13 protein-coding genes and 2 tRNA genes are annotated in these 13,962 nt (G+C 60.0%); 1 reads left to right on the top strand and 14 read right to left on the bottom strand.

Annotated features, from left to right (window positions below; translation table 11 throughout):
• Positions 1-39 precede the first annotated feature (39 nt).
• From rimP to rlmE, 9 genes are all read right to left on the bottom strand, one after another.
• Positions 40-498, bottom strand: coding sequence for a ribosome maturation factor RimP (rimP, locus tag Q9451_RS06140; protein WP_012274245.1), 459 nt, complete (start codon positions 496-498; stop codon positions 40-42).
• A 130-nt stretch (positions 499-628) separates the two neighbouring features.
• Positions 629-705: transfer RNA gene (locus tag Q9451_RS06135), tRNA-Met, on the bottom strand.
• Positions 706-805: 100 nt separating this feature from the next.
• A tRNA-Leu gene (locus Q9451_RS06130) sits at positions 806-891 on the bottom strand.
• Positions 892-912: 21 nt separating this feature from the next.
• On the bottom strand, positions 913-1,311 hold the full coding sequence (gene secG / locus Q9451_RS06125; protein WP_012274246.1) for a preprotein translocase subunit SecG: 399 nt from the start codon (positions 1,309-1,311) through the stop codon (positions 913-915).
• Positions 1,312-1,315: 4 nt separating this feature from the next.
• Positions 1,316-2,071, bottom strand: a complete 756-nt coding sequence (gene tpiA, locus Q9451_RS06120) for a triose-phosphate isomerase (protein WP_012274247.1) — start codon at positions 2,069-2,071, stop codon at positions 1,316-1,318.
• A gap of 65 nt (positions 2,072-2,136) precedes the next feature.
• Positions 2,137-3,477 carry a phosphoglucosamine mutase gene (gene glmM, locus Q9451_RS06115; RefSeq protein WP_012274248.1) on the bottom strand — a complete coding sequence of 447 codons (1,341 nt, stop codon included), beginning with the start codon at positions 3,475-3,477 and terminating at the stop codon, positions 2,137-2,139.
• A 16-nt stretch (positions 3,478-3,493) separates the two neighbouring features.
• Positions 3,494-4,345, bottom strand: coding sequence for a dihydropteroate synthase (gene folP / locus Q9451_RS06110; RefSeq protein WP_012274249.1), 852 nt, complete (start codon positions 4,343-4,345; stop codon positions 3,494-3,496).
• Positions 4,346-4,353: 8 nt separating this feature from the next.
• Positions 4,354-6,258 (bottom strand): ATP-dependent zinc metalloprotease FtsH, encoded by a 1,905-nt coding sequence (gene ftsH, locus Q9451_RS06105; RefSeq protein ID WP_012274250.1) that lies wholly within the window; start codon positions 6,256-6,258, stop codon positions 4,354-4,356.
• A gap of 203 nt (positions 6,259-6,461) precedes the next feature.
• A complete protein-coding gene (gene rlmE, locus Q9451_RS06100; RefSeq protein WP_012274251.1) occupies positions 6,462-7,088 on the bottom strand; it encodes a 23S rRNA (uridine(2552)-2'-O)-methyltransferase RlmE in 627 nt (208 codons plus the stop codon).
• A 102-nt stretch (positions 7,089-7,190) separates the two neighbouring features.
• On the opposite strand from rlmE, the gene yhbY reads away from it, so the two are divergent.
• On the top strand, positions 7,191-7,499 hold the full coding sequence (gene yhbY / locus Q9451_RS06095; protein WP_003249945.1) for a ribosome assembly RNA-binding protein YhbY: 309 nt from the start codon (positions 7,191-7,193) through the stop codon (positions 7,497-7,499).
• 12 nt (positions 7,500-7,511) lie between these two features.
• Here the strand turns inward: yhbY and Q9451_RS06090 are convergent, their stop codons facing one another.
• The 5 genes from Q9451_RS06090 to dapB all read right to left on the bottom strand — a co-directional run bounded on the left by Q9451_RS06090 (position 7,512) and on the right by dapB (position 13,949).
• Positions 7,512-7,961, bottom strand: coding sequence for a hypothetical protein (locus tag Q9451_RS06090; RefSeq protein WP_012053750.1), 450 nt, complete (start codon positions 7,959-7,961; stop codon positions 7,512-7,514).
• Entirely contained in the window at positions 7,939-8,421 is a 483-nt protein-coding gene (gene greA, locus Q9451_RS06085) for a transcription elongation factor GreA (protein WP_003249939.1), read from the bottom strand. Before greA ends, Q9451_RS06090 begins: the two co-directional genes overlap by 23 nt.
• Entirely contained in the window at positions 8,418-11,639 is a 3,222-nt protein-coding gene (carB, locus tag Q9451_RS06080) for a carbamoyl-phosphate synthase large subunit (RefSeq protein ID WP_012274252.1), read from the bottom strand. The genes greA and carB overlap by 4 nt, the downstream gene beginning before the upstream one ends.
• A gap of 105 nt (positions 11,640-11,744) precedes the next feature.
• Positions 11,745-12,881, bottom strand: a complete 1,137-nt coding sequence (carA, locus tag Q9451_RS06075) for a glutamine-hydrolyzing carbamoyl-phosphate synthase small subunit (protein ID WP_003249935.1) — start codon at positions 12,879-12,881, stop codon at positions 11,745-11,747.
• A 264-nt stretch (positions 12,882-13,145) separates the two neighbouring features.
• Positions 13,146-13,949 (bottom strand): 4-hydroxy-tetrahydrodipicolinate reductase, encoded by an 804-nt coding sequence (gene dapB / locus Q9451_RS06070; protein ID WP_012274253.1) that lies wholly within the window; start codon positions 13,947-13,949, stop codon positions 13,146-13,148.
• Positions 13,950-13,962: the final 13 nt, after the last annotated feature.

Genomic DNA, 13,962 nt, shown 5'->3' with positions numbered 1-13,962 from the left:
AGCCATTGGGCCCGGATAGTCCGCCGGGCCCGGCACGTCTCAGTCAAAACTGGGAATAATATTGGCCTTGTCGATCGAGTCGATCGGTAACAGGAACTCTTGGTTGTCCACCTGGACCACCACATCCTGCTCCTCCACACCACGGAGAAGGCCCTGGAAGTTACGACGACCCTCGAAGGGTGAGCGCAGCTTGATCTTCACTTGTTCGCCGGCATGCGAGGCAAACTGTTCCAGAGTGAACAGTGGGCGATCCATGCCTGGAGAAGACACCTCGAGGGTGTACTCACTGCTGATTGGATCTTCCACATCGAGGATTGCGCTGGCCTGACGACTGACCGCTTCGCAGTCCTCCACCAGAATGCCGCCTTCCTTGTCGATGTAGATGCGCAGTACCGAATGCTTACCCTGGGAAACATATTCGATCCCCCAGCACTGATAGCCCAGACCCTCGACAACCGGGGCCAACAAGGCCTGCAACTGTTCTAGCTTGCTCGACACCTGAACCCCCTCGTGCATGCTGTGCAAATAAAAAATGGGCGAAGCGCCCATCCCTGAAAGCGCCGTTGGACAACGACGCCGAAAACTGTTCGGTTAGCAAAAAGCCCCTGAAAAGGGGCTCCGCTGAAGCTGGTTGCGGGGGCTGGATTTGAACCAACGACCTTCGGGTTATGAGCCCGACGAGCTACCAAGCTGCTCCACCCCGCGACAAAGCTGGGGCAAAAGTATAAGACCGAACCCTACTGAGGGTCAAATCCAAACATTCACCTACAAGAAAGCCCGCTAAAGCGGGCTCTCAAGCTTTAATTGGTACCGAGAAGGGGACTCGAACCCCTACACCCTATGGGCACAACCACCTCAAGGTTGCGTGTCTACCAATTCCACCACCTCGGCAATACTACTACTTGAAACCCGTTACTTCTGCTCTTCTGCCGGAGGAGGTACATCACCCGTGTTATTGGTGGTTTCGCTCTTCTGCTGTTGGAGCACCGGTACATCATCATTAACTGCCGGTTTTTGCGGCTCTTTCACTTCTAGCACTGCTGGATCTGGAAGACCTGCTTGGCTAAGCTGGTGAGCTTGTTGCTTCGCGAAGTATCCTAACCCAAGTGCTGTCAAAAAGAAAGTGGCAGCGAGTATAGCAGTTAATTTACTTAGGAACGTTGCAGAGCCTTGGCTCCCGAACACGGTGTTTGAGGCACCCGCGCCGAAAGATGCACCTGCTTCAGCACCTTTACCCTGTTGCAACAGAACCAGCACTACAAGCGACAGCGCTGCCAACAGATGAAAAACAACGATGACTGTTTCCAGCATTTGTTCAGTTTCCTGCGGCGCGACAAATTGCACCGAATTCGTCTGCGTTCAGGGAAGCCCCACCAATGAGACCCCCATCGATATCCGGCATGCCGAACAGTTCGGCCGCATTGGCCGCCTTCACGCTGCCGCCGTAGAGCAACTGCACCTTCGCAGCTACTTCAGCATCTTCTGCCGCCAGCTGGCCGCGGATGGCGGCGTGCACATCCTGGGCCTGCTGTGGCGTGGCCGTAAGGCCAGTGCCGATGGCCCATACAGGCTCATAGGCGATTACTGCATTGGCAAAAGCCTTAACACCGAATGCTTCGATGATACTGCTTAGTTGACGCCCGACAACTTCAAGCGTTTTGCCAGCCTCGCGCTCTTCAAGGGTTTCCCCGATGCAAAGCACTGGCTTCAAACCTTTGGCCTGGGCCGCTGCAAACTTGCGATTGAGCACTTCGTCGGTTTCACCAATGACTTGGCGACGCTCCGAGTGACCAATCAACACCAACTTGCAACCTGCTTCAACCAGCTGCTCCGGAGCAACTTCCCCGGTCAGCGCACCCTGTTCGGGTTGTACAGCAGAATTCTGTGCGCCGACAGTAATTTCTTTACCCGCCAAGCCATCGATCACTTGATTGATGAACAGGGCTGGTGGAAATACCGCGACTTCCACTCCGCTCGGCAAGGCGAGATTGCTCAAGCCTTCGGTCAGCTCAGCGACGCTAGCGCGGGTACCGTGCATCTTCCAGTTACCAGCTACCATAGGGCGACGCATGCTTTACCTCGTCGGTCAAAGTGGGCGCAGATCTTACCCAACCAGATCTGCGCTGGCAAGCGCCATCAGACACAAACTTCGCCAACCAGTTTGGCCAGTGCTTCAGCATGGCCACGCACCTGGGTTTCGTCTTCGCCTTCGACCATGACCCGCACCAGCGGCTCGGTACCAGACTTGCGCAACAGCACACGACCGCGACCGGCCAACGCTTCAGTGACCTTGGCACTGGCATCCTTGACGGCCGGGTGCTCCAGCGGGTCGACCTTGCTGGCGCCGAAGCGCACGTTGATCAACACCTGCGGGCACTTGCGCAGCGCCTGACGGGCCTGCGCCAAGGTTTCGCCACGGCGCTTGAGCGCCATCAGCACCTGCAAAGCGGCAATGATCGCGTCACCGGTGGTGGTGTGGTTGCAGCACACGACATGGCCGGAGTTTTCGCCACCAACCAGCCACTCGCGCTCCAGCAGCTCAGCCATGACATAACGGTCGCCGACCTTGGCCCGCACGAACGGGATATCCAGGTCTTTCAGTGCAAGCTCCAGGCCCAGGTTGCTCATCAGCGTGCCGACTACCCCACCTTGCAGCTTGCCACGATCGTGCAAGTCGCGAGCAATGATGAACAGCAGTTCGTCACCGTCGACGATGGCGCCGGTGTGGTCGACCATCAGCACCCGATCACCGTCGCCATCGAAGGCAATGCCAAGGTCGGCATGGCCCACCAGCACGGCAGCCTGCAGCGATTCGATGTGGGTCGAGCCGCAGCCTTCGTTGATGTTCAGGCCGTCTGGTTGCGCATGCAGCACGGTCACATCGGCACCCAACTCGCGGAACACGCTTGGCGCGACCTTGTAGGTGGCGCCGTGGGCGCAATCGACCACCAGTTTGAGGCCATCGAAGCTGGTGCTGCTCGGCACGCTGCTCTTGCAGAATTCGATGTAGCGGCCCGCCGCGTCGTTGATGCGCGACACCTTGCCCAGCTTGCTCGAATCGACAACCGTCATCGGCTGGTCGAGCAGTTCCTCGATCATCAGCTCGACTTCGTCAGGCAGCTTGGTGCCCTGACCGGAGAAGAACTTGATGCCGTTGTCTTCGTGCGGGTTGTGCGAGGCACTGATGACAATGCCCGCCTGGGCATGGAATGTGCGCGTCAGGTAGGCGATGGCTGGTGTAGGCATTGGCCCCAGCAGCATGACATCGGCACCCGCGGCGGCCAGGCCGGCTTCGAGCGCGGACTCGAACATGTAACCAGAGATACGCGTGTCCTTGCCCACCAGCACCCGGCAATGGCCCTGCTTGCGGAACGCCATGCCAGCCGCCCAGCCAAGCTTCAGCATGAAGTCAGGCGTGATCGGGTATTCGCCGACGCGGCCACGAATGCCGTCGGTACCAAAGTATTTTCTGCTCATAGGGACTCCAATGTTCTTATTCGGCGTTTTGCACCGCAGCGATCATGCGCACTACATCGACAGTTTCGGCCACATCATGGACACGAAGTATGCTCGCCCCCTTGGTCATGGCCAACGCCGCCAGCGCAAGGCTGCCGTACAAGCGCTCGCCGACCGGACGTTCCAGCGTCAGGCCGATCATGCTCTTTCGTGAAACACCCACCAGCAGTGGGCGCCCAAGGCGATAGAGCGCTTCCATGTGCTTGAACAGGCTCAGGTTGTGCGCCAGTGTCTTGGCGAAACCAAAGCCCGGATCAAGAATGATTCTGTTTGAATCGATGCCCGCCGCCGAACAGGCGGCCATCCGCTGCTCAAGATAACGCGCAACGTCGGCGGTCACATCTTCGTAATGCGGGTCATCCTGCATGTTACCCGGCTCGCCACGCATGTGCATGAGGCACACCGGCAGGCCAGTATCGGCCGCGGCGTCCAGAGCGCCATCGCGCTCCAGGGCGCGCACGTCATTGATCAGCCCGGCGCCTAGACGCGCGGACTCGCGGATGACGGCAGGCGTCGAGGTATCGACCGAGATGACCACGTCAAGGCGACTATTGATCGCCTCAACCATTGGCGCCACCCGCTCCAGCTCTTCGGTCACCGATACTGCGCGTGCGCCCGGCCGCGTGGACTCGCCGCCGATGTCGATCAGCGTAGCGCCGGCGGCAACCATTGCCTCGGCATGGCGCAGGGCCTCGTCACGCTGACTGAAGCGCCCGCCATCGGAGAAGGAATCGGGGGTGATATTGAGAATACCCATGACATGGGTACGTGACAAATCAAGAACCCGGTTGCCGCAAGGCAACCGGGTCGGGTACTGCACTGAGCTCATAGATGCCCTTAGTGTTGAGCTGCTGGGCCGCCGATTGGCGATTCCGGACGATCATTCTGGGCCGCAGGCGTACCCGAGTCCTTGTCATCGTCCCAGTCACGCGGCTCGCGTGGCGTACGCCCAGCCATGATGTCGTCGATCTGATCGGCATCGATGGTTTCGTACTTCATCAACGCTTCGGTCATCGCTTCAAGCTTGTCTCGATTCTCGATCAGCAGCTGCTTGGCAGTGGCGTAGCACTGATCGATGATGCTGCGCACTTCGGAGTCGATCAGCTTGGCAGTCTCGCCGGACACACTGGCGTGCTGGCTGCCGGCGCTACGACCGAGGAATACCTCACCCTCTTCTTCTGCGTACATCAGCGGGCCGAGTTTTTCCGACAAGCCCCACTTGGTCACCATGTTTCGGGCGATCTGGCTGGCACGCATGATGTCGTTGGACGCACCGGTAGTCACGCCATCGAAGCCCAGGGTCATTTCTTCGGCGATACGACCACCGTACAGCGAACAGATCTGGCTGATGAGCGCGCGCTTGGACAGGCTGTAACGGTCTTCTTCCGGCAGGAACATGGTCACGCCCAAGGCACGACCGCGCGGAATGATCGAAACCTTGTAGACCGGGTCGTGCTCTGGCACCAGGCGACCAACGATGGCATGGCCAGCCTCGTGGTAGGCAGTGTTACGTTTTTCTTTCTCGGACATGACCATGGTCTTGCGCTCGGCGCCCATCATGATCTTGTCCTTGGCCAGTTCGAACTCTTTCATTTCGACCAGGCGCTTGTTGGAGCGTGCGGCAAACAGCGAAGCCTCGTTGACCAGGTTGGCCAGGTCGGCACCGGAGAAGCCTGGGGTACCACGGGCAATGACCGCCGGGTTGACGTTCTCGCCAACCGGTACTTTGCGCATGTGCACCTTGAGGATCTGTTCGCGACCACGGATATCCGGCAGGCCGACCACCACCTGGCGGTCGAAGCGACCCGGACGCAGCAGCGCAGGGTCGAGTACGTCCGGACGGTTGGTAGCAGCGATAACGATGATGCCATCGTTCATCTCGAAGCCGTCCATCTCCACCAGCAACTGGTTGAGGGTTTGCTCACGCTCGTCGTGACCGCCGCCCATGCCGGCGCCACGGTGGCGACCAACGGCGTCGATCTCGTCGATGAAGATGATGCACGGGGCGTGCTTCTTGGCCTGCTCGAACATGTCGCGCACACGGCTGGCACCGACACCGACGAACATCTCCACGAAGTCCGAACCGGAAATGGTGAAGAACGGCACTTTCGCTTCGCCAGCAATGGCCTTGGCCAGCAAGGTCTTACCGGTACCGGGCGGGCCAACCATCAGCACACCACGTGGAATGCGGCCACCCAGGCGCTGGAACTTGCCTGGATCGCGCAGGAACTCGACCAGCTCGCCAACCTCTTCCTTGGCTTCGTCGCAGCCGGCAACGTCGGCCAGCGTGGTCTTGACCTGGTCTTCGGACAGCAGGCGCGCCTTGCTCTTGCCAAAGCTCATCGGCCCGCCCTTTCCGCCTGCGCCGCCTTGCATCTGGCGCATGAAGAACATGAACACGGCAATGATCACCAGGATCGGGAAGCTCGCCACCAACAGCTGCGTCCAGATGCTCTGCTGCTCAGGCTGCTTGCCTTCGACAACCACATGGTTGTCGACCAGGTCGCCGATCAGGCCATTGTCGGTAATGGCCGGACGCACGGTCTTGAAGCTGTCGCCGTCGGCGCGCTTGCCGGTAATGATGTAGCCGTCTACGGTCACACGCTCGACCTTGCCATCCTTGACCTGCTGGATGAAGTCGGAGTAGTTGAGGGTCTGCGGCTCGTTAGGGCTGGAGAAGTTGTTCATCACTGTCACCAGGACAGCTGCGATGATCAACCACAGGATCAGATTCTTTGCCATGTCGTTCAATTCGCTACCCTCTGAGGCCGGCGCACGACGCAGCCGTGCCTCGCATGATATTCATCGCCCTAACTTACTACATTACCTACGCAGCCGCAGGCACCGTCTGTAACCCTTTGTGAAAGCTAGACTACACGAAGTTCGGACGATCCTGACGCAGTGGCCGATTGGAATTAACTATCGGCCACCCCGCTTCACACCTTTCATGCCCCTTTGAAGCCTCTGCCCAACAGGTATTGCTCACGGGAGCGATCCCGCGACGAAGATGGCTTGCGCATTTGCACTTTGTCGAACTTGCTGCGCACGTCCTTCAGGTACACGTCAAAACCTTCGCCCTGGAAAATCTTGATCAGGAAGTCGCCGCCGGGCTTGAGTACGCGGGTCGCCAGATCGAGGGCCAGCTCACAGAGGAACATGGCACGCGGTATGTCCACCGCGGGCGTACCACTCATATTGGGGGCCATGTCGGAAATCACAAGGTCTACGTGCGAATCGCCGACCGCCTCGAGAATGCGCTGCAGCACTTCATCGTGGGTGAAGTCACCCTGAATGAAGGTCACATCAGCGATCGAGTCCATTTCCAGAATGTCGGAAGCGATCAGGCGACCCTGGCCACCAATCAGACGACTGGTCACCTGGGACCAGCCACCAGGCGCGGCGCCGAGGTCGATCACACTCATGCCAGGGCGGATCAGACGGTCCTTCTCCTGGATCTCCAGCAGTTTGTAGCTCGCACGCGAGCGGTAGCCATCCTTCTGCGCCTGCTTCACAAAAGGGTCGTTAAAATGCTCTCGCAGCCAGTTGGCGCTGCTTTTGGAACGTTGTACCACGGGGCACCTCGATGATATGCGTCGTGATTGACTGGGCGGAGCCGGTGGCCCTCGGGTAAAATGCCGGTCAATTTTACAGAATCAGACGGAAAGGGTCAGATTATGCCGCTCAATAACGAGCAGAAGAAGCAATACAAGTCCATTGGTCATGACCTGAAGCCGGTCCTGATCGTTGCTGGCAACGGTTTGAATGAAGGCGTCATCGCCGAATTGGAGCGCGCGCTGGTCGACCATGAGCTGATCAAGGTCGAAATTCGCTCGGAAGACCGCGAAGAACGTGCCGAAACCATTGCAGAACTGTGCAAGGCCGGCCGTGCCGAGCTGGTGCAGACCATCGGCAAGAAAGCCCTGATCTACCGCAAGAACCCACAGCCGAACAAGCAGCTGTCCAACATCCACCGTTACAAGTAACGGTAGCTCCGATCAGTGGCGCGGTGAACGCGCCCTGACCGGGACCGGTTGGGCCACCAGCACGATGCCGGAAAAACCCAGTACCAGGAAACAGAACATCTGCCAGCGCTCGCCTACGGAAATACCGTAGCGCAAGGTGTAATACCCCACGCACGCACCGAAACCGAGCAACAACATCTGGCCACGAAACTGCCGCCACCAGGCCGCCAGGCCGTCCACCCTCGCCAGCACCGCAAGCTGGGTCAACAAACCAAGCAACGCCACGCCGATCAACCAGCGGTCGATCTGCCCGGCGATATCCTGCACCAGCAGCGGCGCCAGGCCACTGACCTTGAGCGCAGGCACCAGCCCCACATGGAACACCCACAGGCCACCGACCCAGAACACCTGGGCCAATTGCCAGAGGATCCCCTCGAGGGATGGCGCCCGCAGGCGCCGGTCAGATGTGCTTGACTTCGACAATCTCGTACTCGACCGTGCCGCTAGGCGTCTTGACGACGACAGTATCACCTTCTTCCTTGCCGATGATGGCACGGGCAATCGGCGCACCGCTTGAGAGCTTGCCCTGTTTCACGTCGGCTTCATCCTCGCCGACGATCTGATAGGTCACCTCTTCATCGGTTTCGGTGTTGGCCAGTACCACGGTGGTACCGAAAATCACCTTGCCGGTGTGAGGGATCGTGGTCACGTCGATCACGACCGAATTCTGCAGACGGCCTTCGATATCGCGGATACGCGCCTCGACCATGCCCTGCTCTTCACGGGCAGCATGGTATTCGGCGTTTTCCTTGAGGTCACCCAGCTCACGTGCTTCACCGATCGCCTGGCTCAGGCGTGGGCGCTCGGTCTTGCTCAGGAACAGGTGCTCCTCTTCCAGGGCGCGAGCGCCCTGGACGGTCATCGGGTACTTGGTAATGCTCATGCTTTCAGTCCTGCATGCAGATCTTGCAAGCGACGAACGGTCTTTTCCGGACCAAACTTCAGCGCTTCGCAGATGGCTTCACCGGCCGCAATGGTCGTGGTGCAGTAAATCTTGTGCTGCAGCGCATTGCGACGAATCGAGTAGGAATCGGCGATCGACTGGCGGCCTTCGGTGGTGTTGATGATCAGCGACACTTCGTCGTTCTTGATCATGTCGACCACGTGCGGGCGACCTTCGGTCACCTTGTTCACACGGCGTACTTTCAGGCCAGCCGCCTCGATAACCTTGGCGGTGCCAGCAGTTGCAACCACTTCGAAGCCCAGGGCGATCAGGTCGCGAGCAACGCCTGCCACTTGTGGCTTGTCGTCGTCACGCACGCTGATGAACGCGGTACCGCCGGTCGGCAGCACTTCGCTCGCACCCATCTGAGCCTTGGCGAAGGCTTCACCGAAGCTGTCACCGACACCCATGACTTCACCGGTCGATTTCATCTCAGGGCCGAGGATCGGGTCAACCCCTGGGAACTTGGCGAACGGGAAGACGGCTTCCTTGACGCTGTAGAAGTTCGGGATGATTTCCTGGGTGAAGCCCAGCTCTTTCAGGGTTTTGCCAGCCATGACGCGGGCGGCGATCATGGCCAGGGAAGTGCCGATGCACTTGGACACGAACGGCACGGTACGCGAGGCACGCGGGTTGACTTCGATCACGTAGATCTTGTCGCCCTGCAGGGCCAGCTGCACGTTCATCAGGCCGACCACGCCCAGCTCCAGGGCCATTTTCTTGACCTGTACGCGGACTTCGTCCTGCACTTCCTTGCTCAGCGAGTAAGGAGGCAGCGAGCACGCCGAGTCACCGGAGTGAACGCCGGCCTGTTCGATGTGCTGCATGATCGCGCCGATGACCACGTCGGTGCCGTCGCACACCGCATCCACGTCCATCTCGATGGCGCAGTTGAGGAAGTGGTCGAGCAGTACCGGGCTGTCGTTCGACACCTGAACCGCTTCACGCAGGTAGCGCTTCAGCTCGTCCAGCTCGTAGACGATTTCCATGGCGCGGCCGCCCAGTACGTAGGATGGGCGCACAACCAGCGGGTAACCGATGCCGCCCGCAGCGCGGATGGCTTCTTCTTCACTGCGCACGGTGGCGTTTGGCGGCTGCAGCAGGCTCAGGCGCTGAACCATCTGCTGGAAGCGCTCACGGTCTTCGGCGCGGTCGATGGCGTCAGGACTGGTACCGATGATCGGTACGCCAGCTTCTTCCAGAGCGCGGGCCAGTTTCAGCGGGGTCTGGCCGCCGTAGTGAACGATCACGCCTTTCGGCTTCTCGACGCGGCAGACTTCCAGCACGTCTTCCAGGGTCAGCGGCTCGAAGTACAGACGGTCGGAAGTGTCGTAGTCGGTAGAGACAGTTTCCGGGTTGCAGTTGACCATGATGGTCTCGTAACCGTCTTCACGCAGCGCCAGGGCAGCGTGTACGCAGCAGTAGTCGAACTCGATACCCTGGCCGATACGGTTAGGGCCGCCACCCAGGATCATGATCTTGTCGCGGGTCGACGGGTTGGCCTCGCACTCTTCCTCATAGGTGGAGTACAGGTAGGCGGTGTCGGTGGCGAACTCGGCGGCGCAGGTGTCGACGCGCTTGTACACCGGGAACACTTCCAGCTTGTGGCGGTGACGGCGCAGGTTCTTGTCGGTGATGCCCAGCAACACAGCCAGACGCTGATCCGAGAAGCCCTTGCGCTTGAGGCGCAGCATGTAGTCCTTGTCGATCGCCGACAGGGCCAGGGTCTTGACCTTCTCTTCTTCCTTGATCAGATCTTCCATCTGCACCAGGAACCACATGTCGATACCGGTCAGGGCGAAGATTTCTTCACAGGTCATGCCCGAACGCATGGCGTCAGCCACGTACCAGATACGCTCGGCACCCGGCACGGTCAGCTCGCGCTTGAGGATGCTGGCAGCTTCCGGGCTGGCCAGGTCGACTTTAGGGTCGAGGCCGCAAGCACCGACTTCCAGGCCGCGCAGGGCTTTCTGCAGGGATTCCTGGAAGGTACGGCCGATGGCCATGACTTCACCCACGGATTTCATTTGGGTGGTCAGGCGGGCGTCGGCTTTCGGGAATTTCTCGAAGGCGAAGCGTGGCAGCTTGGTGACGACGTAGTCGATCGACGGCTCGAAGGAAGCCGGGGTGCGGCCGCCAGTGATGTCGTTCTGCAGCTCGTCGAGGGTGTAGCCAATGGCCAGCTTGGCGGCGATCTTGGCGATCGGGAAGCCGGTAGCCTTGGAAGCCAGGGCGGACGAACGCGAAACGCGCGGGTTCATCTCGATCACGACCATACGGCCAGTGTTCGGGCAAATGCCGAACTGCACGTTGGAACCGCCGGTTTCCACACCGATTTCACGCAGCACCGCCAGCGAGGCGTTGCGCATGATCTGGTATTCCTTGTCGGTCAGGGTCTGTGCCGGAGCGACAGTGATCGAGTCACCGGTGTGCACACCCATCGGGTCGAAGTTTTCGATGGAGCAGACGATGATGCAGTTGTCCTTTTTGTCGCGGACCACTTCCATCTCGTACTCTTTCCAGCCGATCAGCGATTCGTCGATCAGCAGCTCTTTGGTCGGCGACAGGTCCAGACCACGGGTGCAGATTTCTTCGAACTCTTCACGGTTGTAAGCAATACCACCGCCAGTGCCACCCATGGTGAACGACGGGCGGATGATGCATGGGAAGCCGAGCTTCTCGAGGACCGCATTGGCCTCTTCCATGCTGTGGGCGATACCGGAGCGCGGGCACTCCAGGCCGATGTCCTTCATCGCCTTGTCGAAGCGCGAACGGTCTTCAGCCTTGTCGATGGTGTCGGCGTTGGCACCGATCATCTCTACGCCGAACTTCTCCAGAACGCCGTGGCGCTCCAGGTCCAGGGCGCAGTTCAGTGCAGTCTGGCCACCCATGGTCGGCAATACGGCGTCTGGGCGCTCTTTCTCGATGATCTTGGCCACCGACTGCCACTTGATCGGCTCGATGTAGGTGGCGTCGGCCATGGCCGGGTCGGTCATGATGGTGGCTGGGTTGGAGTTCACCAGGATGACGCGGAAACCTTCCTCGCGCAGGGCTTTACAGGCCTGGGCGCCGGAGTAGTCGAATTCGCAGGCCTGGCCGATCACGATCGGGCCAGCGCCGAGAATCAGGATGCTTTTGATGTCTGTACGTTTTGGCATGGTGGTCACTCAAATCCGGGGTCAGTCGGCAAGCCGCTTTGAACAATCTGGGTCAGGCGCTTCCGGGCGCGGCAGGAGCCGGCCCGGGGCCTTGATGCAGGATGCTCAGCGGCGCTTGGCCATGGCATCGGTGAAACGATCGAACAGTGGCGCGACGTCGGTCGGGCCTGGGCTCGCTTCAGGGTGGCCCTGGAAGCTGAACGCGCTCTTGTCGGTACGCTCGATACCTTGCAGGGTGCCGTCGAACAGCGACTTGTGGATGGCGCGGACGTTACCCGGCAGGGTGGCTTCGTCAACGGCAAAGCCGTGGTTCTGGCTGGTGATCATGACCACGCCGGTGTCCAGGTCCTGGACCGGGTGGTTGGCACCATGGTGGCCATGGCCCATTTTCACGGTCTTGGCGCCGGAAGCCAGGGCCAGCAGCTGGTGACCGAGGCAGATGCCGAATACCGGGATCTCGGTTTCGAGGATTTCCTTGATCGCCTGGATGGCGTAGTCGCACGGCTCGGGGTCACCAGGGCCGTTGGACAGGAACACGCCGTCCGGGTTGAGTGCCAGCACTTCGCTGGCCGGGGTCTGGGCCGGCACCACGGTCACGCGGCAGCCACGAGCAACCAGCATGCGCAGGATGTTCAGCTTGACGCCGTAGTCGAAGGCAACCACGTGATACGGCAGGTCGGCAGCGTCGATGGTCGGGTGGCTGTCGGTTTTCAGCTCCCACACACTGGAGCGCCATTCGTAGCGTTCCTTGGTGGAGACAACCTTGGCCAGGTCCATGCCCTTCAGGCCTGGGAAGCCACGGGCAGCGGCGATGGCGGCTTCTTCGCTGATGTTGTCACCGGCGAGGATGCAACCGTTCTGGGCGCCCTTTTCACGCAGGATACGGGTCAGGCGGCGGGTGTCGATGCCGGCGATGGCAACGACGTTGTTGGCCTTGAGGTACTCAGGCAGCGACTGGGTGTTACGCCAGTTGCTGGCCAGCAGCGGCAGGTCACGGATGACCAGGCCAGCGGACCAGACGCGGTTCGACTCGGCATCTTCCGGCGTGGTGCCGGTGTTGCCGATGTGCGGGTAGGTCAGGGTAACGATTTGCTGCGCATAGGAAGGGTCTGTAAGGATTTCCTGGTAGCCGGTCATAGCGGTGTTGAATACCACCTCACCAACGGTCTGACCGTCGGCACCAATGGCTTCACCGCGAAAAATACTGCCGTCGGCAAGGGCGAGTATGGCTGGCTTTGTCAAGAAGACCTCCCGTAAATCAAGCATGAAAGGGCGATCGCAGGTTGCAAAAAAGCGGAGTGACGTATGGACACGTCACCCCGCTTTCATGTGCTGAATTCAATTCGCTGCGCGCTTTTAGTGGACACACTAAAGCTGTAGCTTACAGAAAAGTGCGTTTTCGGTCTACCGTGGATGTGTCTCTAAAACACATGAATGCGACAGGCTGACGTCGATGGGGGCCTCTTCGCGGGCAAACCCGCGAAGAAACCAACACCGCGTAGCGGCTTAACGCAGCTCGAGCACATCCTGCATGTCGTACAGCGCAGGCTCACGCCCATCCAGCCACAGCGCCGCACGCACGGCACCCTTGGCGAAGGTCATGCGGCTGGAGGCCTTGTGGGTGATTTCCAGGCGCTCGCCTTCGGCAGCAAACAACACAGTGTGATCGCCCACCACGTCGCCGGCCCGCACGGTAGCGAAGCCGATGGTCTTGCGATCACGCGCGCCGGTCTGGCCTTCGCGGCCATACACCGCCACTTCCTGCAGGTTACGCCCCAGCGCATTGGCAACCACTTCACCCATGCGCAATGCAGTACCCGACGGCGCATCGACCTTGTGCCGGTGGTGCGCCTCGATGATCTCGATATCGACATCATCACCCAGCACCCGCGCCGCCATATCCAGCAACTTGAGGCTAAGGTTCACACCCACACTGAAGTTGGCGGCGAACACGATTGGAATGTCCTTGCCGGCCTCGGCCAGCAACTGCTTCTCTTCGACAGAGAAGCCCGTGGTGCCAATGATCATGGCTTTGCCGTGCTTGCGGCAGAACGCCAGATTCTTCAGGGTCACCGAAGGGTGCGTGAAGTCGATCAGCACGTCGAACTCGTCAGCCACCTTGGCCAGGTCATCGGAGAGCAACACACCGATCCGGCCGAGGGCCGCCAGCTCACCAGCATCAGCGCCCACCAGCGAGCTGTCAGGGCGATCGATCGCCGCCGTCAGCCCAGCACCAGGGGTTTGCTGTACGGCTTCGATCAGGGTCTTGCCCATCCGCCCAGCCGCACCCATTACCGCAATACGTCGCATAGCCATTTCCTTG

The sequence above is a fragment of the Pseudomonas sp. NY8896 genome (genome assembly GCF_039634505.1).
The sequence above is the reverse complement of the archived record's forward strand: the minus strand, read 5'-3'. Positions and strand labels throughout refer to the sequence as shown.